Annotated in this window: 22 protein-coding genes and 1 tRNA gene; 6 read left to right on the forward strand and 17 right to left on the reverse strand. The window is 61.8% G+C overall.

All coding sequences use genetic code 11. The annotated features are described in order from the left end of the window. Position 1: 1 nt before the first annotated feature. From ACYZUM_RS22940 to ACYZUM_RS22950, 3 genes are read right to left on the reverse strand one after another with little or no spacing between them, the layout of a single operon-like run. On the reverse strand, positions 2-4576 hold the full coding sequence (locus tag ACYZUM_RS22940) for an alpha-2-macroglobulin family protein (RefSeq protein ID WP_108183926.1): 4575 nt from the start codon (positions 4574-4576) through the stop codon (positions 2-4). Next, the gene (locus ACYZUM_RS22945; protein ID WP_108183927.1) at positions 4573-5223 is read right to left on the reverse strand and encodes a DUF1175 domain-containing protein; all 651 of its coding nucleotides are present in this window, start codon (positions 5221-5223) and stop codon (positions 4573-4575) included. Before ACYZUM_RS22945 ends, ACYZUM_RS22940 begins: the two co-directional genes overlap by 4 nt. Continuing rightward, the gene (locus tag ACYZUM_RS22950) at positions 5208-6362 is read right to left on the reverse strand and encodes a DUF2138 family protein (RefSeq protein ID WP_262948141.1); all 1155 of its coding nucleotides are present in this window, start codon (positions 6360-6362) and stop codon (positions 5208-5210) included. Before ACYZUM_RS22950 ends, ACYZUM_RS22945 begins: the two co-directional genes overlap by 16 nt. On the opposite strand from ACYZUM_RS22950, the gene ACYZUM_RS22955 reads away from it, so the two are divergent. Continuing rightward, a tRNA-OTHER gene (locus ACYZUM_RS22955) sits at positions 6333-6421 on the forward strand. The genes ACYZUM_RS22950 and ACYZUM_RS22955 overlap by 30 nt on opposite strands. A 537-nt stretch (positions 6422-6958) precedes the next feature. Here ACYZUM_RS22955 and ACYZUM_RS22960 read toward each other — a convergent pair. Continuing rightward, positions 6959-7750, reverse strand: a complete 792-nt coding sequence (locus ACYZUM_RS22960; protein ID WP_086793070.1) for a YfaP family protein — start codon at positions 7748-7750, stop codon at positions 6959-6961. A 279-nt stretch (positions 7751-8029) separates the two neighbouring features. Here ACYZUM_RS22960 and ACYZUM_RS22965 point away from each other — a divergent pair, with 279 nt between their 5' ends. The 5 genes from ACYZUM_RS22965 to ACYZUM_RS22985 all read left to right on the forward strand — a co-directional run bounded on the left by ACYZUM_RS22965 (position 8030) and on the right by ACYZUM_RS22985 (position 14421). Beyond that, positions 8030-9175, forward strand: a complete 1146-nt coding sequence (locus ACYZUM_RS22965; RefSeq protein WP_027612924.1) for a Fic family protein — start codon at positions 8030-8032, stop codon at positions 9173-9175. A gap of 88 nt (positions 9176-9263) precedes the next feature. After that, the gene (locus ACYZUM_RS22970; RefSeq protein ID WP_003228627.1) at positions 9264-9506 is read left to right on the forward strand and encodes an exodeoxyribonuclease VII small subunit; all 243 of its coding nucleotides are present in this window, start codon (positions 9264-9266) and stop codon (positions 9504-9506) included. After that, a complete protein-coding gene (gene ispA / locus ACYZUM_RS22975; protein ID WP_108183929.1) occupies positions 9503-10390 on the forward strand; it encodes a (2E,6E)-farnesyl diphosphate synthase in 888 nt (295 codons plus the stop codon). The genes ACYZUM_RS22970 and ispA overlap by 4 nt, the downstream gene beginning before the upstream one ends. 91 nt (positions 10391-10481) lie before the next feature. Then, complete coding sequence (gene dxs / locus ACYZUM_RS22980) at positions 10482-12380, forward strand: 1-deoxy-D-xylulose-5-phosphate synthase (protein WP_108183930.1); 1899 nt, start codon at positions 10482-10484, stop codon at positions 12378-12380. Between the two features lie 154 nt (positions 12381-12534). Beyond that, positions 12535-14421, forward strand: a complete 1887-nt coding sequence (locus ACYZUM_RS22985; protein WP_142580168.1) for a TonB-dependent receptor — start codon at positions 12535-12537, stop codon at positions 14419-14421. Positions 14422-14528: 107 nt separating this feature from the next. Here the strand turns inward: ACYZUM_RS22985 and ACYZUM_RS22990 are convergent, their stop codons facing one another. The 13 genes from ACYZUM_RS22990 to ltrA all read right to left on the reverse strand — a co-directional run bounded on the left by ACYZUM_RS22990 (position 14529) and on the right by ltrA (position 25248). Beyond that, positions 14529-15329: a cobalamin-binding protein gene (locus ACYZUM_RS22990; protein WP_108183932.1), complete on the reverse strand. Its 801-nt coding sequence runs from the start codon at positions 15327-15329 to the stop codon at positions 14529-14531. Next, positions 15329-15748, reverse strand: a complete 420-nt coding sequence (locus tag ACYZUM_RS22995; RefSeq protein WP_108183933.1) for an MFS transporter — start codon at positions 15746-15748, stop codon at positions 15329-15331. Before ACYZUM_RS22995 ends, ACYZUM_RS22990 begins: the two co-directional genes overlap by 1 nt. Further along, positions 15745-16362 carry a GTP cyclohydrolase II gene (gene ribA / locus ACYZUM_RS23000; protein ID WP_027612931.1) on the reverse strand — a complete coding sequence of 206 codons (618 nt, stop codon included), beginning with the start codon at positions 16360-16362 and terminating at the stop codon, positions 15745-15747. Before ribA ends, ACYZUM_RS22995 begins: the two co-directional genes overlap by 4 nt. A 258-nt stretch (positions 16363-16620) precedes the next feature. Continuing rightward, complete coding sequence (locus ACYZUM_RS23005) at positions 16621-17358, reverse strand: substrate-binding periplasmic protein (protein WP_108183935.1); 738 nt, start codon at positions 17356-17358, stop codon at positions 16621-16623. Between the two features lie 34 nt (positions 17359-17392). Further along, the gene (locus ACYZUM_RS23010) at positions 17393-17896 is read right to left on the reverse strand and encodes a phosphatidylglycerophosphatase A family protein (RefSeq protein ID WP_007910933.1); all 504 of its coding nucleotides are present in this window, start codon (positions 17894-17896) and stop codon (positions 17393-17395) included. Then, complete coding sequence (gene thiL, locus ACYZUM_RS23015; protein ID WP_108183936.1) at positions 17893-18858, reverse strand: thiamine-phosphate kinase; 966 nt, start codon at positions 18856-18858, stop codon at positions 17893-17895. Before thiL ends, ACYZUM_RS23010 begins: the two co-directional genes overlap by 4 nt. 17 nt (positions 18859-18875) lie before the next feature. Beyond that, entirely contained in the window at positions 18876-19376 is a 501-nt protein-coding gene (gene nusB, locus ACYZUM_RS23020) for a transcription antitermination factor NusB (RefSeq protein ID WP_041074513.1), read from the reverse strand. Continuing rightward, complete coding sequence (gene ribH / locus ACYZUM_RS23025) at positions 19373-19849, reverse strand: 6,7-dimethyl-8-ribityllumazine synthase (RefSeq protein ID WP_003228649.1); 477 nt, start codon at positions 19847-19849, stop codon at positions 19373-19375. Before ribH ends, nusB begins: the two co-directional genes overlap by 4 nt. Positions 19850-20036: 187 nt before the next feature. Then, positions 20037-21128, reverse strand: coding sequence for a bifunctional 3,4-dihydroxy-2-butanone-4-phosphate synthase/GTP cyclohydrolase II (ribBA, locus tag ACYZUM_RS23030; protein ID WP_007966103.1), 1092 nt, complete (start codon positions 21126-21128; stop codon positions 20037-20039). Positions 21129-21144: 16 nt separating this feature from the next. Further along, on the reverse strand, positions 21145-21807 hold the full coding sequence (locus tag ACYZUM_RS23035) for a riboflavin synthase (RefSeq protein ID WP_007955571.1): 663 nt from the start codon (positions 21805-21807) through the stop codon (positions 21145-21147). 47 nt (positions 21808-21854) lie between these two features. Continuing rightward, positions 21855-22988, reverse strand: coding sequence for a bifunctional diaminohydroxyphosphoribosylaminopyrimidine deaminase/5-amino-6-(5-phosphoribosylamino)uracil reductase RibD (gene ribD / locus ACYZUM_RS23040; RefSeq protein ID WP_108183937.1), 1134 nt, complete (start codon positions 22986-22988; stop codon positions 21855-21857). Continuing rightward, the gene (nrdR, locus tag ACYZUM_RS23045; protein ID WP_003228656.1) at positions 22985-23449 is read right to left on the reverse strand and encodes a transcriptional regulator NrdR; all 465 of its coding nucleotides are present in this window, start codon (positions 23447-23449) and stop codon (positions 22985-22987) included. The genes ribD and nrdR overlap by 4 nt, the downstream gene beginning before the upstream one ends. A 92-nt stretch (positions 23450-23541) precedes the next feature. Beyond that, on the reverse strand, positions 23542-25248 hold the full coding sequence (ltrA, locus tag ACYZUM_RS23050; RefSeq protein WP_046482543.1) for a group II intron reverse transcriptase/maturase: 1707 nt from the start codon (positions 25246-25248) through the stop codon (positions 23542-23544). Positions 25249-25635 lie beyond the last annotated feature (387 nt).

The raw sequence follows: 25635 nt of genomic DNA on the forward strand, positions 1-25635 counted from the left end.
GTCAGTTGACCGTGACCTGACCGAGGGCGGCTTTCGCTTCCTGGGCCTGATGCTGCGGCGCGTAGACCTGAGTGAAACGCACCGGCGGCAGGTTGAACTGGCCCTTCTGCGAGAACCGCACCAGATGGCGCAAACGCAATTCGCCGCTCAGCGCATCCACCGGCACCGCGTAGGCCAGTTGCCCCGGTTCGAAACGTGCTTTCTCCAGCGCGGTCGGTTCGGTACCGTCCTTGCCCTGCAACTTGATGCCCCAGGTAGTGCGCTCGACATCGGCACCCGGTGGCAGCGGCACTTCAAGCATGCCGTAGCGCAGCGGTTTCGGCGCCTTGCTGGTGAGGATCACTTCGTCCAGGTACAGGCTGTCGCTGGACAGCGGTTTAGCGCCGACCGGCTCCAGTTTGAAGGTGAACGCTTCGTCGCCCGGCACCAGTCGCGACAGACGCCGGGTGATGGTCACGGCCATTGGATCGACCGGCGGTTGCGCAGTCTGGAAGCTCAACGCCGCGCGCAGCGGACGCTCCTGAGTGCCGGACACCGACAACACGCTCGGCACCGGCGTCGCACCCTGCCAGGTCCAGTACATCTCGCCGGTGGTGCCGTAGTTTTTCTTCCAGCCTTCACCCGGCAGCAGCGCGATGGTCGGCGAGGCCTGCGCGATGCTGCGTTGCAACCAGCTCAGCGCCAGGGCGCGTTCGAGGGTCGATTGCTGCGGCAACAGACGTTGCAGCAACGCCGTCGCGCGGGCCTGATCGAACGCTTGCAGCGACAAATTCAGCGCTTCGGCAAACGGCTGCGAACTGACCGCCAGACGCTGTTGCGCCGCACCGACCTGTCGATTGAACGCCTCCGGCAACGCGACTTTCGACTGGGTCGCCAGCGCCGCAGTCAATACCCGCGCCGCCGCCAGCCCTAGCGCCGAATCCGGATCGCTCATCACCAGGCTCTCTTCACCGTCGTCCATCAGAGTTTCGGCGTTGCCCTCACCGGCCTTGGCCAGATCGTCCATCAAACCGCTGAGCAAGGTGTTCACCGGCAGGTGCATCTGCTTGGCGAACGACAGGATCAGCGCCCGCTGCAGCAATGGCGTGTTCGGCGCTTGCTTGGCGTAGACCTCCAGCACCCGCTGCCAATGCTCCGGCGGCAAGGTCAGTTCCAGCACCTGACTGGCGTTCCAGTCGGCGTAGTAGGCATACGCGGTGAGGAACGCGTCCGGCTCGCCGTCAAAGCCCCACCAGGTAAAGCTCGCCGACGGTCCGGCCATCTGCACCAGACGCAGACGGCTGTTCTGCATGATCAGGCGCAGGCGATCGCGGATCTGCGGGCTCGACGCCAGCGACGGATAAGCGATGCTCAGCGGCAGCAAGCGGCTGGCGGTCTGCTCGACGCCGCCGTACGGGTAGCTCAGCAGATCGTCGAGCGCGGAACGGAACAGCGCTTGCGGACTGTCATCCAGACGCAGGCGAATATCGGTGGCATCTGCTGGCAAACTCAACGGTGTGTCGCCGCTGGCCACGTCGAGGCTCTGGGTTTGCGTGACCTGCCAGCCGTCACCGGTCGCGCTCAGGCGCACGGCGAGGGCGTCAGCGGTTTTGCCGTCCTGCACCAACTCGGCGGTCCACTCACCCGAGGCCAGTGCGAACGCTGGCAGCGGCACGTAGTTGATGCCGTTGTTCAGGGTTACCGGCAGGCGTTGTTCGGCGCCAGCGTAATGGGTGACCAGCTCAGCCTTGACCGGTTTTTCGGCCTGGCTGAAGGCGAACACACCGAGTTGCGGCTGATCGCCTTTGCGGAATTTGCTCGGCCCGCTCCACTTCAGGTACAGCGGTTTTTCCGAACGGACAAACTGCTTCTTCTGCCCGACCTGGCCGTCATCGGCAATGGCCCGCGCGGTGATGCGCCAGCGGGTCAACGAGTCCGGCATCTTGAAGGTGAAACGGGCTTTGCCGTCGGCACCGGTCAACAACTCTGGCTGCCATGCGGCGGTGTCGACGTCTTCACGACGCGGACGCTCCAGCACTTTCACCCCGCGCTCACTGCGGTTGGCCTTGCCCGGTGCGCCGGGGCTGCCCGGCAGCGCGACGTCGTAACTGATGAACGACAGGCTGGCGCTGGTGCGCACGTTGTTGCGCCGTGGGTGATAGAAGAACTGGTCGATGGTCGGCGCGACTTCCGGTTGCAGCGCGTAGACCATTTCATCGACCACGCTGACGGTCAGGTGCGCCGGTACCGCTTTGCCGGCGAACTGCGTGGTCAGATCGACGGTGACGGTGTCGCCCGGCTGATACAGCGCTTTGTCGGTGCTGATCGCCACGTCGATTTGCGGTGCGACCACCTTGATCCCGGCGTTCTGGAAGCTGTACTGCCCGCCCTTGGTGTACAGCACCGAGAAGGTCAGGTTCGGCGCGAAATTGTCTTTCACCGGAATCCGCGCGCGGTATTGGGTGTCGCTGAGTTTTTCCAGCTTCAGCCAGTCGCCGCCCTTGGCCAGCAGCGCGGTGGCTTCGACTTTGTCGCGTTCCAGCGACAGCAGGGCGTCGCTGACCGGCTCCGGGAAGGTGATCAGCGCCAGTGCTTCATCGCCAGCCTTGTACTCAGGCTTGTCGAGGACGATTTCCACAGTGCCCGGCACCGCTTTGACGCCCTCCCCCGTAACCGAATGGCCGGTGGCGCCGAGGACACGACCGTGCTGATCTTTCAGCGTCAGGTTGTAAGTACCCGGACGTTCGAAGGCAATGCTGAAGCCCTTGTCGGTGGCCGCCAGTTTGCCTTCACCGGTGCTCTGGTCTTCCAGGCGCACCCAGTTGTAGCTGCTCGGGGTGACCGCTTTGCTCTGCTCGCTGCCGCCATCGTTGACGTAGCGGAACGCAACTTTGTCGTTGACCGCGCTGAAGCGTTGCGGCGCGCTCAGGCGGAAGCTCGCGGCGCCACGGTCGATGAGGATTTCCTTGGTGGTTTTGACCCGATACGCCGCGCCATCACTGGCAAACACGGTGAGCATGTAGCGGCTCGGTTTGTCGGCGGCCGGCAGGTCGAGGGTCGCGTTGCCCTTGCTGTCGGTGGTCAGTTCGGTGCTGGTCAGTTCCACCGGGAATTGCCCGAGGTATTGCAGCTCGTTGTCGACCATCGACAGTTGTTGGGCACGCAGGCTCAGGCTCAGTTTGGCGTTGGCCACCGGTTTGCCGTCCGGGTAGAGCAACACCAGACTGCCCTTCACTGGCTCACCAGTGCGGTAATCCTGCTTGGCCAGGTTCAGCGAGATTTCGAAGTGCGGCTTGATGTATTCGGCCACTCGGAAAGCGCTGCTGTAGGCCTGATCCTTGTAGTTGAAGCGGATCTCGTAACCACCGGCCACGGCGTTGTCCGGCAACTGGAACCGGCCTTGTGTACCGGCCTTGGAATCGAGTTTCAGGTCGAGGTGTTGCAGCTCGGTGCCAGTGGCATCAAGCACACTGACGTTGACGTCAGCCGCACCCGGCAATACCGAATCCCGCGCATTCTTGAACTCGCGACCGACGATTTTCAGCGACACCCAATCCCCCGGGCGATACAGCGGCCGGTCGGTGAACGCGTAGAGTTTGGTGTCGTAGATTTCGCTGTCGTAGTAGAAGTTTTCCGAGACGAACACCCCGCCCTCTTCATCCTCGCCAATGACGAACGAGCGCTCGGGGCTGACGTGTTTCAGGCGCAGCAAACCATCGGCATCGGTGGCACCGCTGCTCATCACGCCGAGGCCGTCAGTCCACAGCACATTGACCTTCGGCACCGAACTGCCTTCGTGTTTGCGCGCGGCCCAGACCAGCAATTCATCGCCGGCAATCTTGCTCACCGCCACGGTGTTGGAAACGAAGACCATGGTGGTCGCGCGGTACTTGCCGATCAGCGCCTCGACCAGGTACAGGCCCGGTTTCAGGTTGCCTAGCGGGATGTACACGTTACCCGGCGCAACGCTGACGAACTCGCTGGAAGACCCGGCCAGATTGACACCGGCCGGCGGCTGGATCGGTTTGGCCTGCCACAGCGGATAACGGAACTGGCTGACCACCGGCAGACCCGGAATCAGCGCGAATTGCGGCTGCGCGTCGTACGGGGTCGGCGCGGCGATGGCGTTGCCCATCTTCAATTCCGGCACTTCTTCGGTGACCTGCTTGCGCGACTCATAGGAGAACGCACGCTGCATCACCCGCCGCGACTTGCGGTACCAGTTGTCCCACAGGTACGCGAGGGTGTTGGACAGGCCTTCGCCCTTGAACTGACCGTCGCTGACCACGCGGTGCAGGTTCTTCTGGCGCTTGAGGAAATCCAGCGGTTTCTCGATGCGGTACACGCGAATGTCGGCGCCGCCATACGGCTCCATGCGGAAACGGCGGTAGTCGCGACCGGGTGCTTCGAGACGCACCATCGCCTGCTCGTCGGCGGCGAAACTGCTGTCGGCCAGCAGGAAGAAGCTTTCACCGGCGACCGGCGTGTAGCCACTCGGCTCCACCGAATCTTCAGCGTTGACGGTCGCCAATGGCAGCAACAGCGCCAGCAGCAGGGGAATTCGAGCGCAGAGTCGCAGCATGCGGGCACCGGTCATTGGGAGAGAAAGTTCAGTCGATAGACGCCGATGAAGTTGGGGTTGGCTGCGTCGGGTATCCATCGGGTGTCCTTCCATGTCATGAGTTGCTGCAGGCTTGCCGAACGCATGCCGTTGTCAGTGGGGGTGGTCGTGCCGGTGTGATAGGCGATGTAGCGGCCCATCCAGATCATCAGGTGCTGGTCGTCGCCCTGATCGAAAAACATCAGGTCGCCGGGGCGTGCCTGGGACACGTCGCGGCTGACCAGATGGCTGTTGAACTGAATCAGTTTGATCGCGTTGACGTACGGCCCGACCTTGCCGCCGCCCTGCTGCCATTGCTGGGCGAGCTTGCGCTGCTCGTCGCTGAGCGACAGTTCCGGCGGCAGGTAGCGATTGGACAGGCCATTGCTGCGCAGCCATTTGTCGTCGTGGACCTTCAGCGCTTCGTTGGCGGCAAAACGCACGAGGCCTGCGCAGTCCTGCTGATACCAGCGCGGGCTCGGGCCCTGGCTCAGTTGCTCCTGAGCGATGCGCACGAACCAGGCGCGGAACACCTGGGACTGCGCCGGATCCAGCGCCGGCGTTTCGACGGCTCGGGCGCCCGCGCTGAGCAGTAGCGCGAGCAGGCCGAGGCTGCGGATCAATGCCGTCACAGCGCTTTCCATTCCAGCGGCAACCATTGCCAGTGGCCATCCGGCTCACTGCCTTCAGGCAAGGTCAACGCGTATTTGCCGTAGCCGCCGAGGGTGCGCAGTTTAGGGATCAGGTAGGTTTGCGCGGCGTTGTAGAACACCGGTTCCATGTCCTGCGGCAGGCTGTCGAGGGTTTCCTGCTGCATCAGTTGCGCCATCGAATCCGGACCGAAGTAGATCGGCATCAGCACATCTTTCGGCAGCACGTCGGCCATTGGCGGGAAGCGCTTGTCGAGGGTGCCGAGGGCCTTGTCGACCAGTTTGTCGTCGAGGGAGAACAGCAGCGTCGAACCGTGACGCGCGAGGCTGACTTTCATGAAAGCGCGGCCGCTGATCGCGTCCGGGTTCTCGGCAGTCTTGGCGGCGTACGGGCCGAAATTGGAACTGACCTGACGCTGCCAGACATGACTCTGACCTTCCTGTTTCTCGACCACCGGGAATGCGTGTTCATCGACATTCGTCTCGTAGGCGCCGACCATCGAACCGAACAACGTGCCCAGGTCGCCATCGAGCTTGCTGCTGTCCTCGTCCTTCAGGCTCGCGACCAGCAACGGCGTGTACAACCGTGAATCGGCGTACCAGCACAGGCCCGCCGCACCGGCCACATGCTCGGTGAGTTTCTGCGCCACCGCCTCGTCGGCGCCGAGTTTCACCAGCAGCGGTTTCTGCGGTTCAGCCGCCACCGGCAAGGTCACGCAGGCACTGGCGCCCAGCGGCATGGCTTGCCACACCGGTTTGAAATCGAAGTCCGGCTGGTTATCCAGCTCATCCATGGCGAGATAGCTGTGCCAGCCTTTGTCGTCCATGTCGAAACGCAGCCCGGCAAAGTTCGGGATGAAGCGCTGATAGCCCATGGCAAGGACGCTGGAATTGACCGACAGACGCTGTTTGATCTCCGGCGCCTTGGCCGGCAGACCGAAGGCTTCGGGGAACAGTTTGTCGCCATTGAGCAAGGCTGCCAGCGCTTGCGGCGAGACATGTCCCGACTCCTCGGACTCGCCGTTGGCCGGGTCGTAATATTTGTTCGGGTTGGACAGCACCACCAGTTTGTCGCCGCGCGAAGCGAACAGCAGCGATTTACTGGCGTTGTAGCTGAGCTGGTAAAGCGGCACTTCGTCGCTGCCGACCTTGAGGCTGCCGAAGACGCTGAGCTGCGAATCGTCCAGCGCCACTTTCGCCAGCGGCTCGAGCAGCTTCGCCAAGCCGCCGCGATCCATCACCAACAGAAAATCCTTGAGCCGGCCATCGGCGCCACGCCACAGCGCGACGTCGGCCGGTTGATCGAAAAGCTGCTCGATCAGGCTGTCCTGCAGCTTCAGGTCGTGTTCGTAAATGATCCGGCGCAGGCTGCCGATCAACCCCAGGCGGTCGGCGTGGGTTTCGTAATAGAAGACGAAATCTTCGGTGAGCGTGGCCTTGAGGAACGGCACCGCCAGCAGGTCCTTGGGCAACTGGCTCAGGGAGCGGGTTTCCAGCAGTGCATCCGGACGACTCAGGCCGAGCTTGTCGCTGGCCAATGCCGCCGCCGGCACCTTGGGCTTGTGCAGCAGCCAGCCAAGACCACCGGCTGCTCCAGCCACCAGGGCCAGGCCGATCAGCAGCGCCGGCCAGCGCCGGGAAGGTTGGCCGGCAGGAGTCGGGACGGCCGGAGAAGCAGCGTTATCACTCATGTTCACAAAACCCGAAGTTCATCCGTGGAGCGGGATGCTTAATAGTTGAAAGTCTTGACCAGCAGCAGGTCACCGATCGCCCGCAGGGGCACGATGAATGTTTCGCGTTTTTCGTCGACCGTGTTTTCGTTGAGCACCAGCGTGATTTGCGAGGTGATGACCTCGTTCTGATTGCTGGCCTCCTCGAAGTTATAGCCGCCGTCGCCGAAGTTGCCCCAATAGTTGACGTAAACCAGATAGGTGCCATGCAGCGGCGCGGTCATGGTGAACATTTCCGGACCGGGGCCATCGACGCCATCCGGGTCCAGACCGCCACCATTGGTCAGCGCCGTGTGAGCGAAGAACGCATGCTGGCCGTCCGGGGTAATGATGTGCAGGTCGAGTTCGGCCTTGGGATCGTCCCAGCCGAGCACCACGCGAATCTTCGCCGGGGTACGCAGGTTGTTCGCTTCATAAAACTGCACGCGCTTGAGCGACTGGCCCTCGGCGCTGCGCACTTCGACACTGTTGGAACCGGCGCCGAACGCATAGGGCCGGGCGAATCGCCCGTCATCGTCGGTGTACAGATTCAATGGATTGCCGTTGACCGCCAGCGTGTGCGGCCCGCGCTGATTGCCGATGGCCTTGAGCTGGCCCTGGATCATCGTGCGATTGCGCTGAATGCCGCGATCGATCGGCGGCGTGGGATAGGCGACTTGCGGGTTTTCACTGCGATCAAGCAGGCCGTGATAACGCCAGCCACCGGACGGTTCTGACAGCTCGGCAGTCGGCGCCGCCAGCAGCGCAGGCGCGCAAGCCCAACCGATCAGCAGCCAAAGAAATGAACGCATGTAATGCCTCCTGCCATGCCTGAACGAAACCTTGCACCCGATCCTCGGTACTTCACAGCGGTGAAAACTGCGTTTCGTCTGAAAGACCCCGTGACTAGCGGGTCGTAGAAGGCGCGAAGATTAGCGATTCGGCAGTTTTTTAACAATCGGATACATCTGGATTTGCGGTAAGAATCACGTCCGCTTGGTGGACGATGAGCCGAATAGGCGTCATATTCGGCTCACGAAATGAGCCGAATAGCGTTTCTATTCGGCTCACGCACTCAGGAATGGCATTTCATGGCAACTCACTGGATCTGGCAGCAGCCCGACTGGCCCGACTTCAACTGGCAGGCAGAGCGTCTCACTGCGCTGTTGCGCGAATGCGTTCAGGCGCAGGGACAATTGATGGGCATGGCGGGATCAGTGGGCAATTCATTGAGCGCTCAGACTGAACTGGACGCGTTGCTGCAAAACATCGTGACCTCCTCGGCCATCGAGGGGGAACAATTGAATGTTGAATCCGTGCGTTCTTCACTGGCACGACGCCTGGGGCTGGAATCGCCTGATGGCGACAACGTCAGCAAGCGCAGCGAAGGGCTCGCGCAACTGATGCTCGATGCCACTCAACGCTTTGCCGAACCGCTGACACTGCAACGATTGCTGGAATGGCATTCATGGCTGTTTCCAGAACAGGAGAGTGGTTTCCTTTCGCGTGCAATCAATGTCGGCGCATTACGCGGCGATGAGCCGATGCAGGTGGTTTCAGGGCGAATCGACCGTCCGACCGTGCACTTCGAGGCGCCACCGCGACAAGGCCTTGAGCGGCAACTCGACAGTTTTCTCAAGTGGTTCGACGCCAGTCGGCAACAGGCAGGCCTCGATCCATTCTTGCGAGCTGGCATCGCACATTTCTGGTTCGTCACCTTGCATCCGTTCGACGACGGCAATGGACGCCTGACTCGCACCCTTACCGATCTGGCACTGGCTCAGAGCGAAGCGCAGGCGATTCGTTTTTATGCGATGTCCGCCAGCATCCTCGATGATCGTGCGGGCTATTACCGGATTCTCGAATCCAGTCAGAAAGCCACGCTGGACATTACCGACTGGCTCACATGGTTCCTGCAAACCTTACTGCGCAGTCTGCAACAGGCCATCGCGCGGATTGAAAGTGTGTTGGGAAAATCACGCTTCTGGCAGGCGCACCGCGAATCCGGGCTGTCGGCGGAGCAGATCAAAGTGCTCAATCGTTTGCTCGACGGTGGTGAGCGCGGTTTCGAGCACGGTATCAGTGCAGCGCAATACCAGAGTGTGGCCAAGGTCTCCAAAGCCACGGCCACCCGACATCTGGCGGAACTGCTGGAAAAAGGCTGCCTGCAACGTCTTCCGGGCGGGGGGCGGAGCACTCGGTATCAGATTCAATATCCGGGTGACTCGACCGACTGACACCCTTGTCCGTCGGCCCACTCATTTGCCCATAAACCCCCTATCTGCTAGTGTCGCGCCGGTTTAACGTCAACCGGAAATCGCCGCCATGGCCCGCAAAAAAGCTGCACTGGATTTCGAACAGTCCCTCGCCGACCTGCAAACACTGGTCGAGCGTCTGGAGAACGGTGAATTGTCGCTGGAAGACTCGCTGACCGCTTTCGAGCAGGGCATCGGTCTGACCCGTGACTGCCAGGCAGCGCTGGCCCAGGCCGAGCAGAAGGTGCAAGTGCTGCTGGAGCGCGATGGCGAACTCGCCGAGGAACCCTTCGACGCGGAACAGCCAGAATGATTGCGGCGTATTCGGCGACCAGCCAGGCGCGGGTCAATGCAGCACTGGAAATCCTCTTCAAGGCACCGCTGCCGGAGCTGTCGCGCCTGTATGAGGCAATGCACTACAGCGTGATGATCGGCGGTAAACGCGTGCGCCCGCTGCTGGCCTACGCCGCGTGCGAAGCGCTGGGCGGCAAGGCTGAACAAGCCAACGGCGCGGCCTGCGCAGTTGAGCTGATCCACGCTTATTCGCTGGTTCACGACGATTTGCCGGCGATGGACGACGACGATCTGCGTCGCGGCCAGCCCACCACCCACAAGAAATTCGACGAAGCCTGCGCGATCCTCGCCGGCGACGGCTTGCAGAGCCTGGCCTTCAGCGCCCTGCTCGATCCGCGCCTGAGCAATCTGGATGCCGACATCCGCCTGCAACAGGTCACGGCGCTGGCGCACGCGGCCGGCCCGGCAGGTATGGTCGGCGGTCAGGCCATCGACCTCGGTTCGGTCGGCCTGAAGCTCGATCAGCAAGCGCTGGAGCAGATGCACCGGCACAAGACCGGCGCGCTGATCGAAGTCAGCGTCAAGCTCGGCGCTCTGGCCAGCGGCCGTGCCGAGCCGGACGAACTCAAGGCTCTGCAGACTTATGCACAGGCCATCGGTCTGGCCTTTCAGGTGCAGGACGACATTCTCGACGTCGAAAGCGATACCGAAACCCTCGGCAAACGCCAGGGCGCCGACATCGCTCGCGACAAACCGACCTACCCGGCCCTGCTGGGACTGGACGTGGCCAAGGCCTATGCCCTTGAGCTGCGCGATCAAGCCCTGCACGCGCTGCGACCGTTTGACGCGGCCGCCGAGCCTTTGCGCGACCTGGCCCGGTATATCGTCGAGCGGCGCAACTGAACGCCAACTTGCCAAAAAAGACCAACGCGTGGGCAGGGGGCGATGCATCAGGTAAACTGCCGCATCTTTTATACCTATAACGATTCGCCTGATGCCCACGACGTTTCATGAGATTCCCCGCAAGCGCCCGACCACGCCCCTGCTCGATCGCGCGAACACGCCGGACGGCCTGCGCCGGTTAGGCGAAGCCGAGCTGGAAACCCTGGCCGATGAGTTGCGCCTGGAATTGCTCTACACGGTCGGCCAGACCGGTGGGCATTTCGGTGCCGGCCTGGGCGTCATCGAGCTGACCATCGCGTTGCATTACGTCTTCGACACCCCGGATGACCGGCTGGTATGGGACGTCGGTCATCAGGCGTATCCGCACAAGATCCTCACCGGTCGTCGCCAGCGCATGGAAACCTTGCGCCAGAAGGACGGCATCGCCGCCTTCCCGCGTCGCGCCGAGAGCGAGTACGACACCTTTGGCGTCGGCCACTCCAGCACCTCGATCAGCGCAGCGCTGGGCATGGCGATTGCCGCCCGCCTGCAAAACAGCGATCGCAAGGCGATTGCGGTGATCGGTGACGGCGCGCTGACCGCCGGCATGGCTTTCGAGGCGCTGAACCACGCGCCGGAAGTCAACGCCAACATGCTGGTGATCCTCAACGACAACGACATGTCGATCTCGCGCAACGTCGGTGGCCTGTCCAATTATCTGGCAAAGATTCTTTCCAGCCGTACTTACGCGAGCATGCGTGAAGGCAGCAAGAAAGTCCTGTCGCGCCTGCCCGGCGCCTGGGAAATCGCCCGTCGCACCGAAGAATACGCCAAAGGCATGCTGGTTCCCGGCACTCTGTTCGAAGAGCTGGGCTGGAACTACATCGGCCCGATCGACGGCCACGACCTGCCAACCCTGATCGCCACCCTGCGCAACATGCGCGATCTGAAAGGCCCGCAGTTCCTGCACATCGTCACCAAGAAAGGCAAAGGCTTCGCTCCGGCGGAAGTCGACCCGATCGGTTACCACGCGATCACCAAGCTCGAACCGCTCGACGCCCCGGCCGCTGCGCCGAAAAAGGCCGGCGGGCCGAAGTATTCGGCGGTGTTCGGCGAATGGCTGTGCGACATGGCCGCGGCTGACCCGCGTCTGGTCGGGATCACCCCGGCGATGAAGGAAGGCTCGGACCTGGTGGCGTTCAGCGAACGTTTCCCGCTGCGCTACTTCGACGTGGCGATTGCCGAACAGCACGCGGTGACGTTCGCCGCCGGCATGGCCTGCGAAGGCGCCAAACCGGTGGTGGCGATCTACTCGACGTTCCTGCAACGCGGCTACGACCAGTTGGTGCACGACGTCGCGGTGCAGAACCTCGACGTGCTGTTCGCCATCGACCGCGCCGGTCTGGTGGGCGAAGACGGCCCGACCCACGCCGGCAGCTTCGACCTGTCTTACCTGCGCTGCATTCCGGGCATGGTCATCATGACCCCGAGCGATGAAAACGAACTGCGCAAGATGCTCACCACCGGCCACCTGTACAACGGCCCGGCGGCAGTGCGTTATCCGCGCGGCACCGGCCCGAATGCGACCATCGACAAGGATCTCGAACTGATCGAAATCGGCAAGGGCATCGTCCGCCGCCAGGGCAGCAAAGTCGCCCTGCTGGTGTTCGGCGTGCAACTGACCGAAGCGCTGAAAATCGCCGAGAAGCTGGATGCGACCGTGGTCGACATGCGCTTCGTCAAGCCGCTGGATGAAGCGCTGGTACGCGAGATTGCCGGCAGCCACGAGTTGCTGGTGACCATTGAAGAGAACGCGATCATGGGCGGCGCCGGTGGTGCGGTCAGCGAATTCCTGGCGCGGGAGAACATCCTCAGGTCGATGCTGCACCTGGGCTTGCCGGACATTTACGTCGAGCACGCGAAACCGGCGCAGATGCTGGCCGAGTGCGGGCTGGATGAAGCGGGGATCGAAGCGGCGGTGCGTGAGCGCCTGTCTCTGCTCAACAAGTAATCACCATCCCTGTGGGAGCGGGCTTGCCCGCGATGAGGTCGGCACAGTCAACATTGATGTTGGATGTACCGACGCCATCGCGGGCAAGCCCGCTCCCACAGTGTTTTGTGTCGCTAGAAATTTTGTGCAAACCAGAAACACCAACGGAACACCGATGAAACTCGCGCGCCTCGCCCTGCCCCTCTTCCTGCTTCCCACCGCCAACACCCTCGCCGACACCTTCGAACGCGATCAGGCCCTGAAACTGCCGGACACGCTGATCAGCGCCAACCGCCAGGTCGAAGCGCGCAACGACAGCAGCGCCGCCAACACCGTGTTCACCCGCGAAGACATCGACCGCCTGCAACCGGGCAGCGTTACCGACCTGCTGCAACGGGTGCCGGGTGTGCAAGTGGCGCAGGCCGGCGGACGCGGCAGTCTGCCGGGGATCTATATTCGCGGCACCCAGTCAGCGCAGAGTCTGGTGCTGGTCGATGGCCAGCGCATCGGCAGCTCGACCTCTGGCGACAGCAATCTGCAGCACCTGAACATCGACCAGATCGAGCGCGTGGAAGTGTTGCGCGGTTCGCGCTCGGTGATTTACGGCAGCGATGCGATTGGCGGGGTGATTCAGATCTTCACCCGGCGCGGCAACGAGCAGGGCCTGCAACCACGTCTGCACGTCGGCTTCGGCAGCAACCAGACCTGGGAACGCAGCCTCGGCCTGTCCGGTGGCGATGACAAGACCCGCTTCAACCTGGGCGCCAGCCTCGATGACACCGCCGGTATCGACCGTACCCACGAGTCCTACCCGAGCGACAGCGATCATGATGCCTATCGCAATCAATCCGTCAGCCTGAGCCTCAGCCATGCGCTGACCGATGACATCGAAGTCGGCGCCAACCTGCTGGATAACCGTGGCAAGAGCGAGTTCGACAATCCGTTTGGCCGCTTTGACACGAGCACCTTCGAGTCGGTGCAGCAACAGCCCTACAGCGACTTCAACGTCAGCAGTGTCAGCAGCTACGTCGACGCGCGGGTCAACGACATCTGGAAAACCCGCGTCGAGTTCGGCCACAGCGAGAACCGCGAGAAAACCCTCGACAAGCTCAGTGACGAGCGCACGGTGTTCAATACCTATCGCGACTCGGTGAACTGGCAGAACGACCTGACGCTGGATGCGCGCAACAGCCTGATCCTCGGCGGCGACTGGTACGAGGACCGGGTCAACAGCAGCACCGCATTCAACGAAGACAGCCGTTGGAACCGCGCCGCATTCATCCAGCATCGCTATCAGGCCGACAGCTTCTCCACGGAGCTGGGTCTGCGTCACGACGACAATCAGCAGTTCGGCAGCCAGAACACCTGGAGCGGCACCTTTACCCTGCCGCTGAACCCGGACAACGACCTGCTGCTGAGCTACAGCGAAGGCTTCCGCGCGCCGACCTTCAACGACCTGTACTACCCGGACTTCAGCAACCCGGACCTGAAACCGGAAACCTCGAAAAGCTACGAACTGCAATGGCGCAGTCAGTTGAGCGATAGCAGCCGTCTGGAAGCGTCGATCTACCGCACGGATCTGCAAGACGCGATTATCTTCGGCAGCAACTCACGCCCGGAGAACGTGGCCGCGGCGCGGATCAATGGTTTCGAAGCCGCGCTGAAACAGGAACTGTTCGGCTGGCAGAGCAATCTCGGTGTGGCGATTATCGACCCGCGCGATCGTGATACCGGGCACACATTGGCGCGCCGTGCGCGGCGTACATTGAGCTGGGATTTGGATCGGCAGTTTGACCAGATCGGCGTCGGAGCGAGTTTGCAGGCTGTCAGCAGCAGTTATGACGACCTGAAAAATGAAAACCCGCTGGGTGGCTACGCCTTGTTCGGCTTGCGCAGCAGTTGGGCGCTGAACCGCGAGATCAAGCTGGATCTGAAGGTCGATAACGTTTTCGACAAAGGCTACAGCCGGGCGAACTACAGCTATGACGGCAGCCAGTATGGCTATCGCGAGGAGGGTCGAGTCTGGATGTTTGGGGTCACCTGGACTCCAGGACTTAACTGAACTCCCTGTAGGAGCTGCCGAAGGCTGCGATCTTTTGATCTTGCTTGTGGCTGACTAGGAGTCGCCGAAGATCAAAAGATCGCAGCCTTCGGCAGCTCCTACAGAGGTCAGCGGTGGGGCTGAATGAGTTGGCAGAGTTTGGCGGTCGCTTCGATCATCTGGCCGCTTGGGCGCTCCAGGCCTTTATCCGTGACCAATAGCAATTGTCCTCTCCTCACCGCCGCCACTTGCGGCCAGGCTTTCCACGCATCAAGCTGCGCCTGATCGCCAGCCAGAATCACCTGCGGATCGCGCTGTAACACCGCCTCGATACTCACCTGTGGCGCCGGCAAACTCAGGTCGGCAAACACGTTGCGAGCGCCACACACCTCAAGCGCATCGCTGATGATCTGCTCGCCACCGACGGTGTACAGCGGCTTGTCCCAGACTTGATAAAACACGTTCAGCGGCGTGTCCCGGCGGTAACGCTGGCGCAGGTCATCGAGTTTCTTGCGCAGGCCTGCCGCCAGTTTCACTCCGCGCTCAGGCCGGCCTAGTTGCGCGGCAATAGCTTCGATCTGTGCAGAAAGTTGTTCGAGACTGTGCGGCTCGGCGACGTAAGTCGGGATATTCAGGCGTTTGAGTTGATCGCGTTGCGCGGGGCCGACGCTGCCGGGCCACAGCAACAACAAATCAGGCTTCAGGCTGAGCAGGCGTTCCATGTCCAGCTGACCGTAGTGGCCCACTGACGGGATATCCTTGAGTTCCTCCGGACGCTCGCCAGCATCGAGTACGCCAACCAGCAAATCAGCCGACCCCAGCTCGATAACGATTTCTGACAAAGAAGGCGCGAGGCTGACCACCCGCAGACTCGCCAGCACCGGGCCGGCGCAGGCCAGCAGCAGAACCGCCAGCCACAGACGACGCATCAGCCGAGTTGACGCGGGATGCGATAGAGGTAGAACAGCACCGCCGTGGACAACGCCAGCAGCATCAGCGGTACGGCTTCGAGGCCGACGAACACCGCCAGCGCACCGATCCATGCCGGCAACGATGCCGCGAGCAATGCAATACGGCGCTGAGTGGCCAAAGCAATCCAGGCCGCCGGTTCATCAGGGGTATCGAGGGCTTTCTGCGTGGCGATCAACGCGTGTTTGTAGCGCCCGAAGAACTTCAGGCTGACAAACATCGACGCAACGCCGGCGATGAACAATGGCATGGTCAGCACCGGCAGAATGCCTTCGCCCTGGCCGAACAGGCCATTGAGGACAAACAGCGGCAGCAGCGCCAACGCCAGGTATTTCCACCAGTCGACCGCCAGGCGGCGGCGCACCTGACCGCGGGTCACGCGCGGTCGACCTCGCCCTGATGCTCGTTGCCCATCATGTGGTCGAGCTTGCTGGCCTTGGTCGCCAGGTACAGTTTGTTGTGCGGATTATGGCCGGTGTGCAGCGGCACGCGCTCGGCGACGACGATGCCCATGTCGGTCAGGGCTTTGACCTTGCGCGGGTTGTTGGTCATCAGGCGCAGCGACTTCACACCCAGATGCTCGAGCATCGGCAGGCACATCGCGTAGTCACGCTGATCGGCGGCAAAGCCCAGACGCTCGTTGGCTTCAACGGTGTCGGCGCCGCCGTCCTGCAACTCGTAGGCGCGGATCTTGTTCAGCAGACCGATGCCGCGACCTTCCTGACGCAGGTACAGCAGCACGCCACGGCCTTCACGGGCGATGGCCTTGAGCGCCGCTTCGAGTTGCGAGCCGCAGTCGCAGCGCTGACTGAACAGCGCGTCACCGGTCAGGCACTCGGAGTGCAACCGGCCGAGCACCGGGGCACCGTCGGCGAAATCACCCAGGCTCAGCACAACGTGCTCGCGGCCGGTGGCTTCATCGAGAAAACCGTGCATGGTGAATTGTGCAAAAGGCGTTGGCAGCTTGGAAGCGGCGACAAAAACGACAGGCACCGGTGTGCTCCTGATCTAAAAGTCTGAAGATTCGCAGGCCGGCATTGTAACAGCAGGTTCCTGCAGACGCTTAGGCTGAATTATCGGGCATAACGATCAAAAAGTTTGATAACACCCGGCCATTGCAGATCCCTGTGGGAGCGAGCCTGCTCGCGAAGGCGTCGGTAGATTCAATCTCTATGTTGCCTGACCCAGCGCTTTCGCGAGCAGGCTCGCTCCCACAGGGGGGGGGGGCAGTGCTGCACACAAGATCTGCACTCAGTTCGACTCAAATGGATACGGCTGCTTCCACTGCTCGAAAACCGGCTTCAGTTCCCCGCTCTTGACCAATTGCTCCATGCGCCTGTCGAACAGCGCCATCAGTGTGCGCGCTTGCGGCGTGTCGGCGAAGCACAGGTACAGCGGCAATTCGGCGATATGCGTCTTGCGAAACTGCGTCGGATCCTTGGCCCGGCCGATCACATAATCGATTTCGGTCTGCGCATCGATGTAATAGTCCGCGCGGTTGTGGGTGAGCATCGACAGGATGCCGGTGCGCCGCACGACCTCATTGTAGTTGCGCACATTGGGCAAATAATCCTGATAGTCGTAACCGCGTACCCACGCCAGGCGATAGTTGCCGAGGGTCTCCGGGGTCGGTGACGGATTGCTCGCCAGGCCCAGGGCGTAGATGTGATCGGTGTCGAAGTTCCAGCGCGGGTATAGCAGGTCGCTGGCCTCGTTTTTATACGAACCGACGCAGGCATCGACTTCGCCGCGCTCGGCCAGACCGACGGAGCGCGTATAGGGTTCAGTGCGGATATCGAGCTTCACCCCGGCCGGTTCGAACACCTTGCGCAGCACGTCCCAGCCCAGGCCATGGCCGTCGGCGGCGGTGTAATCTTCCCAGTCTTCGCTGGCCAGATGGATGACCGCAGGCGTCGGCGCAGCTTCCTGCGCACTGGCAACAGTGCCCAGCAAGGTCGAAAACACAAGCGCCAGCCAGCGTCGAGCCATCCCTCGTTTCCTCACTTAACCCTGACGATCCGGATCAGGCGAAAATCCACACCAGCCCCTGCATCGCCAGCCAGGCAAACACGCCGGCCAGCACGTCGTCGAGCATGATGCCGACGCCGCCGTGGACATGCCGGTCGATCCAGCGAATCGGCCATGGCTTGAGAATGTCGAAGAAGCGGAACACCAGGAACCCCGCGAGCAACCAGTACCAGCCTTCCGGCACCAGCCACAGGGTGATCCACATCCCGACCATTTCATCCCAGACGATGCCTTCGTGGTCGTGCACCCGCAGATCGTCGGCGACCTTGCCGCACAGCCAGAAGCCGAACAGCATGGTGATCCCGAGCATCAGCCAGTAACCCCAGTCGGGCAGCATCTGCCACAACGGGATAAAGGGTAGCGCAACTAACGAACCCCACGTGCCCGGCGCTTTCGGCAAGGTGCCGGAGCCAAAGCCGAACGCGAGGAAATGCCAGGGATTGCGCCAGACCGACGGCGGAACGAATTCGGCCGGAACCTGTTTCGGGTGATCTGTCACGGTGTCTCCTGAAAATGTTGATAACCGCGGATTTGCGGGGTGATGTCGTGTCCTTCGCGATCCAGCAGCACCACACCCTGGCCCTGCGCCACACGCCCAATCACATGGATCGGCCAACCATCGGCCAGCAGTGCCGGCAACTCGACGGACGGTAGCGTGAAGGCCAGCACATAGTCGTCGCCGCCGCTCAACGCTGCTCGTTCGGCACCGCGCTGGCCGAGAAACGCCACTAAAGCATCGGACAACGGTACGCGCTCGCGTTCAACTTCGAGTCGAACCCCCGAGGCCAGAGCGATATGCCCGCAATCGGCGAGCAGGCCGTCAGAGATGTCGAGGGCCGATGTGGCCTTGCCACGCAAGGCCTGACCGAGCGCCAGTTGCGGTTGCGGCGACCAGTAATGATCGAGCAACGGCTGGGCGATATCTGCTTCGGCCTCACGCTGACCAAGCACCAGCGGCAACGCCCCGGCGGCATTGCCCAGCTCGCCGCCGACGCAGAGCAGATCGCCCGGTTGTGCGCCGCTACGGGTCAAGGCCTGCCCGGCCGGAACGCGACCGAATACGGTCACCGTCAGGCTCAACGGCCCGCGCGTGGTGTCACCGCCGACCAGCGCGATGCCGCAGCTCTGCGCCATGCGGTTCAAACCGCGGGCGTAGGCTCGCAGCCAATCGGCAGTCACCGTCGGCACAGTCAGGGCAAGGGTAAAGGCAACGGGCGTAGCGCCCATGGCGGCCAGGTCGCTGACCGCAACGGCCAGCGAGCGCTGACCGAGCAGAAACGGATCGCAGGGATCGGCGAAATGCACGCCGGCCACCAGCGTATCGGTGGAAATCGCCAGCTGTTCCCCGGGGGGAACCGTCAGCAAGGCGCAGTCGTCGCCGATCCCCAAGGCAACGCCCTCGCCGCCCTGCGCACAAGGCGCGGCGGCGAAGAAATTGCGGATCAGCTCAAACTCGCCCATGAGGTCTCAAGCGCGTATCAGCGCTTGAATGCCTTCACTTCAGCTTCACGCAGGCGCGGAGCCAGCTTGTCGAGTACGCCGTTGACGAACTTGTGGCCATCGGTCGAACCGAAGACTTTCGCCAGCTCGATACCTTCGTTGATCACCACGCGGTACGGCACATCGACACGCTTGAGCAGTTCCCAGGTGGACAGGCGCAGAACCGCCAGTTCAACCGGGTCCAGCTCTTCGATTTCGATGTCCAGGCATGGCTTGAGCGCGGTGTCGATTTCGCTCTTGAACTGCGGAACCCCGTGCAGGATCTCGCGGAAGTAGGCGCCATCGACATCGGTGAAATCGTTATCAACGCGAAACTGCGCTTCGATCTCGTTCAGCGATTGCCGGGCCATGTGCCACTGATACAGGGCCTGAGTCGCGAGCTGACGGGCTTCGCGGCGCTTGGCGCTCTTCGATGGCTTGCCGGCATCCGCAGGTTTCGGATCGCGCGGGTTGAAACGATCGCTATCGTCGCTAATCACTTGGCCTCCAACTGCGCCAGCAGGCTGACCATTTCCAGAGCGGACAGGGCAGCTTCAGCACCTTTGTTGCCGGCCTTGGTGCCGGAACGTTCGATGGCTTGCTCGATGGAGTCAACGGTCAGGACGCCGAACGCGACCGGTACGCCGAATTCCATGGACACCTGGGCCAGACCCTTGGTGCACTCGCCTGCCACGTATTCGAAGTGCGGAGTGCCGCCACGAATGACCGCACCGAGGGCGATGATGGCTGCGAACTCGCCTTTCTGGGCGACTTTCTGCGCAACCAGCGGGATTTCGAAGGCGCCAGGTGCGCGGATGATGGTGATGTCGCTTTCGCTCACGCCGTGGCGAACCAGGGCATCAACTGCACCGCTGACCAGGCTTTCAACCACGAAGCTGTTGAAACGGCCCACTACCAGAGCGTAGCGGCCTTTAGGGGCGATGAAGGTACCTTCGATGGTCTTCAGGGTCATTCGTCAGATCTCTTAAAGAGCCGGGACGCGTCTCGTACGCATCCCTCAGTGATATTAGCTGTGGCGAGGGGATTTATCCCCGATGGACTGCGTAGCAGTCCCAAAACAGGGGCCGCTGCGCAGCCCGTCGGGGATGAATCCCCTCACCACAAGAATCCATGTCAACAATGCCGGAAAAACCGGGTCATTATTCGGAGGGCACGTATTCTACAACTTCCAGATCGAAACCGGATATCGCATTAAATTTCATTGGCGCCGACATCAGGCGCATTTTGCGCACACCGAGGTCACGCAGGATCTGCGAACCGGCACCGACGATGCTGTAGGTGGTCGGTTTTTTCACCGCCGCCTGATCAGCAGTTTCACGGATGTGCGCCAGCAACACGTCGCCATCAAGCGGGTGGCCGAGCAACAGCACCACACCGCTGCCGGCCTCGGCCACCGCAGCCATCGCGGCGCGCAGGCTCCAACGGCCCGGTTGCTTGACCATCAGCAGGTCGCGCAGCGGGTCCATGTTGTGCACGCGCACCAGGGTCGGCTCTTCGGCGCAGACGGTGCCCAAAGTGAGGGCCATGTGCACGTCGCCTTCCACCGAATCACGATAGGTCACCAGGTTGAATTGGCCCAGTTCGCTGTCCAGTGGCTGCTCGGCAATCCGCTGAACGGTACGTTCGTGGATCATCCGGTAGTGAATCAGGTCGGCGATGGTGCCGATCTTGATGTTGTGTTCAGCCGCGAAAGCTTCCAGTTCGGCGCGACGGGACATGGTGCCGTCGTCGTTCATCACTTCGCAGATCACCCCGCTCGGCTCGAAACCGGCCATGCGCGCCAGGTCGCAGGCGGCTTCGGTGTGGCCGGCACGCGCCAGCGTACCGCCGGCCTGGGCCATCAGCGGGAAGATGTGGCCCGGGCTGACGATGTCTTCAGCCTTGGCATCTTTGGCCGCAGCCGCTTGCACGGTACGCGCACGGTCGGCGGCGGAGATACCGGTGGTGACGCCTTCGGCGGCTTCGATCGATACGGTGAACTTGGTGCCGAAACCGGAACCGTTGCGCGGCGCCATCAATGGCAGCTTCAACAGCTCGCAGCGCTCGCGGCTCATTGGCATGCAGATCAGGCCACGGGCGTGCTTGGCCATGAAGTTGATGTGCTCGGCCTTGCAGCATTCGGCGGCCATGATCAGGTCACCTTCGTTCTCGCGGTCTTCGTCATCCATGAGGATGACCATCTTGCCTTGGCGGATGTCTTCAACCAGTTCTTCGATGCTATTGAGCGCCACAAGGCACCCCCTTCAGTCAGGATTTGAGGTAGCCGTTGGCGGCCAGAAAGCTTTCAGTGATACCACCGGACGTCGGCTCTGCAGCCTTGTCGCCCAACAGCAAACGCTCCAGATAACGCGCCAGCAAATCGACTTCCAGGTTCACCCGGCGGCCTGGCTTGTAGGAGGCCATGATGGTTTCGCTCAGGGTGTGCGGAATGATCGTCAGCAGGAATTCAGCGCCATCCACCGCGTTCACGGTCAGGCTGGTGCCGTCGACGGTGATCGAGCCTTTATGGGCGATGTACTTGGCCAGCTCTTTCGGCGCGCGAATGCGAAATTCCACGGCGCGGGCATTGTCGCTGCGCGACACCACTTCGCCGACACCGTCGACGTGACCGCTGACCAGATGCCCGCCGAGACGGGTGGTCGGGGTCAGGGCTTTTTCCAGATTGACCGGGCTGCCGCTTTTCAGGTCGTTCATCGCGGTGCAATCGAGGGTTTCGCGGCTGACGTCAGCAGCAAAACCGTTGCCCGGCAATTCAACCGCCGTCAGGCACACGCCGTTGACGGCGATGCTGTCGCCGAGTTTGACGTCGCTCAGGTCGAGCTTGCCGGTTTCGACATGCACCCGCACATCACCGCCCTTGGGGGTCAGTGCACGGATACTGCCGATGGATTCGATGATGCCGGTAAACATGGGGTTCTCCTTGAGAACGAAGCCAGCGCTAAGGCGATGGCCGGGAATTATACGCTCGCCGAAACGACTGGCGTCGCAATGACTCGCCAGTCATCGCCAACCGCGCGGATTTCAGTGATTTTCAACTCCGGAGCGTCCTTCATATAGGCCAGCGGCCAGTCCAGCAGCGGACGCGCCGTGGAGCCAAGAAACTTGCCGGCGATGAAGATCACGAACTCGTCGACCAGACCGCGCTGGGCAAACGCGCCGGCCAGACGCGGGCCGGCCTCGACCAGCACTTCGTTGACGCCACGATTGGCCAGCTCGATCAGCAATTGATGCAGATCGACCTGACCGTCATCGCCCGGCACGATCAGGCATTCCGGGCCATGGGCGTACTGTTCTTCGATGGCCACGCAGGTGGCGACCAGCGCCGGGCCGGCCTTGAAGAACGGTGCATCCAGCGGCACTCGCAGACGTCCATCGATCAGCACCCGCAGCGGCGGACGGCTCAAGGCCAGCGCGGTTTGTTCGGCATCCAGCCCCAGCTCATCGCCGCGCACGGTCAGGCGCGCACCGTCGGCCAGCACGGTGTCGGCCCCGGTCAGCACCACTGCAGCCTGCGCGCGCAGACGCTGCACGGCGGAACGCGCCGCTGGGCCGGTGATCCATTGGCTTTCGCCGCTTTCCATCGCCGTACGACCGTCGAGACTCATGGCCAACTTGACCCGCACGAACGGCAAGCCGTGTTCCATGCGTTTCAGAAAACCTTGATTGAGTTGACGTGCTTCGGCTTCCAGCACGCCGCTTTCGGTGGCGATGCCGGCATCGGCCAGGCGCTGCAAGCCACGTCCGGCGACCTGCGGATTCGGATCGCGCATCGCGGCGACCACCCGGGCAACTCCGGCATTTACCAGCGCATCGGCGCACGGCGGCGTGCGGCCATGGTGGCTGCACGGCTCAAGGGTCACGTAAGCCGTGGCGCCTCGGGCCAGCTCACCGGCTGCGCGCAAGGCGTGGACTTCAGCGTGGGGTTCGCCGGCACGCTCGTGAAAGCCTTCGCCGACAATCTGCCCGTCCTTGACGATCACGCAGCCAACCCGAGGATTGGGATGGGTGGTGTAGTGGCCCTTGCGCGCCAGCTCCAGCGCGCGTGCCATGAAACGGGCGTCGAGGATCGCCTGCTCGGCGGCGCTGGTCATTCTTTCACCGGTTCGCGGGCGAGGCGGTCGATCTCTTCGCGGAACTCGTTGAGGTCCTGGAAGCGGCGGTACACGGAAGCGAAACGGATATAGGCGACTTCATCGAGCTTTTGCAGCTCGGCCATCACCAGTTCGCCGACCACGAGGGATTTGACCTCGCGCTCGCCGGTGGCGCGCAGCTTGTGCTTGATGTGGACCAGGGAGGATTCGAGACGCTCGACGCTCACCGGACGTTTCTCCAGGGCGCGTTGCATGCCGGCGCGGAGTTTTTCTTCGTCGAACGGTTGGCGGCTGCCGTCGGTTTTGATCAGGCGCGGCAACACCAGTTCGGCCGTCTCGAATGTCGTGAAACGTTCGCCGCAGGCCAGGCATTCACGCCGGCGGCGCACCTGTTCGCCCTCGGCGACCAGACGCGAGTCGATGACCTTGGTGTCGTTGGCACCGCAGAAGGGACAGTGCATGGTGGCTGGCAACAAAAAAGTCGGGTGGGGACCGGCCATTGCTGGCCAATCCCCCCCTAAGAACCGTACGTGCGCCTTTCGGCGCATACGGCTCAAGCCGTCATTAAGCCCCTAGATGGAGCCGGTTTATCCACGTGCAGACCACGGGTGTGGAGCTGATGGTGGCAGTTGGGGTGCAAGAGTACCCGATTACCCAGCGAGTCACTACCGCCCTGAGTGCGGAAGGTCACGTGATGGTCGTGCCATCCCGTCTCTCTGGTGATGGGTTGCTTGCACAACAGGCACAGGCCTTTTTGGTTGGCGTATAAACTGCCGATTTGCTTCCGATACTTCAGCTTATTCAGCATCCGGTCCATCCGCAGCTTTTCGCCCATCGCCTCCATGGCAGGGTCGTAGGGGTTGTAATCCCCACTCACCTTCTTGTGCCGCTCGATCGGAGTATCCGCAAGGGAATACAGCCCGACCTCCCGCCTCTTGCCGTTCTCCTCCAGAACCATGGTGGCGAACATCCAGCTTTTCCCTGCAATGGTTCGGAAATACTTCTTCCGGACCCACTCAAGAGATTTGTTGGGATGCCGCCTTTTCGCCCAACGCCAGAGTTTCACAAAAACTCTGTGGTCCATCCAGCTATACACTTGCTTGGCCACTACTGGCTGATGGTAAAGCGCCCAACCCCTTAGCATCGGGTTCAGCAGTCGGATCAAATCTTCCTGCTTACTCGTCTTATGGGTGTCGATTGCTTCCCTGACCTTGCTATAGAACGCCTTGACGTTCTTTTTACTCGGCTTGATCAGTAACGTTCCGTCGTATTTCCGGAAATTCCATCCAAGGAAGTCGAAGCCTTCGTCGATATGGGCGATTCGCGTTTTCTTGGGTGACAGCCGTAGTCCCCGTGCTACGAGGAACTGCTCTACCCAAGGTTTCACTTCGTTTTCCAGTACCTCCGGGGAGGCTCCCGTGATCACGAAGTCGTCTGCGTATCGCACCACATTCACCTTCAGCTTTTTCGCCCTTGTCACTCCTAGGTGTTGCTTGAGGAGTGTTTCCAGACCATCTAGTGCCAGATTTGCCAACACGGGGGAAATGATCCCCCCTTGTGGCGTACCCGCATCCGTTGCGTGTAACTGCCCCTTGTGGATAACACCGGCCTTCAACCACTGCCGAAGCATCCGTACATCCGTAGGGGCATTCCTTAGCAGCCATTCATGGTTGATGTTGTCGAAGAACCCTTCGATGTCCGCGTCCAGTACCCATTGAGCGGAGACTTTCTGGGATAGGCATACGAACAACTGCGCCATCGCATCCGCCGTGGAACGTTCGATCCTGAAGCCGTAGCTATTTGGATCGCCTAGGGTTTCAGCAACGGGAGACAGAGCCAGCATGTACAGCGCTTGCATGGCTCTATCCGTCATGGTCGGTATGCCCAGCGGGCGTTCCCGTCCATCCGACTTCGGGATGTAGACTCGCCGTAGTGGCCGAGCCTTGTATCCCCGCGTTTTCAACAAACCAACCGCATTCCATTTCGCGTTAGGTGTATCCCAGAGTTGCTTATCGACTCCCGCCGTGCGGCGCCCCTGATTTTCCGTGACTCTCCGTACGGCCAAGTATCTGGCCGACTTCGAGCGGGTGAGCATCCGTTGCAGGGATTTAACCCTGCGCCATTTGCCCTCCCGACAAGCCTTCGCAATTCGCACCTGCATTCCCCGGACGTTCCGCTGAACCCGACACCAATCGACGTCGTGCCACTGCTGCGGAATGCCGGAAAGCGCAGGCTCACCATGCTGGCTGAGCTCTTTCATGCTGCTTTCCTCTCAAAGTGAAACCACCCGAACGGAAGGCGCACGTACCCCTATCGGGGTGCATGCACCCCGTCAGGGTAGGATTATCAAGGGCCGATGAAGCCAAACCCTGAAGTTGATGAGACGGTCTCAGTCAGAGTCATTGCGACAGAAGACCACGCAGAAGTCTGCCCGGTTTCCCGTGGGGTGATGTTCCAACCCCTATCCAGACCATTACAGCCTGGCGTTCGCTTTCTCTGCGATCCCATACCCGCACCGCCAACAGTGTTCCTTGCGGTTCACCTGCCCAAAGGGCAGCGATACGGGCTTACCACGTTCCCTATCTGTCACACGACTGGGTTAGGACCCGCCTTTTCGCCGGTGGTCTTGATGACGACGTATCTCCAC

The organism is Pseudomonas sp. m6p (assembly GCF_055760375.1).

Bases quoted from the DNA above. Each gene is read 5' to 3' on its own strand.
- ribH (WP_003228649.1), bottom strand. From the start codon at position 19,849: ATGACCCTGAAGACCATCGAAGGTACCTTCATCGCCCCTAAAGGCCGC.
- ltrA (WP_046482543.1), bottom strand. From the start codon at position 25,248: ATGAAAGAGCTCAGCCAGCATGGTGAGCCTGCGCTTTCCGGCATTCCG.
- nrdR (WP_003228656.1), bottom strand. From the start codon at position 23,449: ATGCACTGTCCCTTCTGCGGTGCCAACGACACCAAGGTCATCGACTCG.
- ACYZUM_RS22945 (WP_108183927.1), bottom strand. From the start codon at position 5,223: ATGGAAAGCGCTGTGACGGCATTGATCCGCAGCCTCGGCCTGCTCGCG.
- ACYZUM_RS22990 (WP_108183932.1), bottom strand. From the start codon at position 15,329: ATGCGTCGTCTGTGGCTGGCGGTTCTGCTGCTGGCCTGCGCCGGCCCG.
- dxs (WP_108183930.1), top strand. From the start codon at position 10,482: ATGCCCACGACGTTTCATGAGATTCCCCGCAAGCGCCCGACCACGCCC.
- ACYZUM_RS23035 (WP_007955571.1), bottom strand. From the start codon at position 21,807: ATGTTTACCGGCATCATCGAATCCATCGGCAGTATCCGTGCACTGACC.
- ribD (WP_108183937.1), bottom strand. From the start codon at position 22,988: ATGACCAGCGCCGCCGAGCAGGCGATCCTCGACGCCCGTTTCATGGCA.
- thiL (WP_108183936.1), bottom strand. From the start codon at position 18,858: ATGGGCGAGTTTGAGCTGATCCGCAATTTCTTCGCCGCCGCGCCTTGT.
- ACYZUM_RS22940 (WP_108183926.1), bottom strand. From the start codon at position 4,576: ATGACCGGTGCCCGCATGCTGCGACTCTGCGCTCGAATTCCCCTGCTG.
- ACYZUM_RS22970 (WP_003228627.1), top strand. From the start codon at position 9,264: ATGGCCCGCAAAAAAGCTGCACTGGATTTCGAACAGTCCCTCGCCGAC.
- ACYZUM_RS22965 (WP_027612924.1), top strand. From the start codon at position 8,030: ATGGCAACTCACTGGATCTGGCAGCAGCCCGACTGGCCCGACTTCAAC.
- ispA (WP_108183929.1), top strand. From the start codon at position 9,503: ATGATTGCGGCGTATTCGGCGACCAGCCAGGCGCGGGTCAATGCAGCA.
- ACYZUM_RS22985 (WP_142580168.1), top strand. From the start codon at position 12,535: ATGAAACTCGCGCGCCTCGCCCTGCCCCTCTTCCTGCTTCCCACCGCC.
- ACYZUM_RS22960 (WP_086793070.1), bottom strand. From the start codon at position 7,750: ATGCGTTCATTTCTTTGGCTGCTGATCGGTTGGGCTTGCGCGCCTGCG.
- ACYZUM_RS23005 (WP_108183935.1), bottom strand. From the start codon at position 17,358: ATGGCTCGACGCTGGCTGGCGCTTGTGTTTTCGACCTTGCTGGGCACT.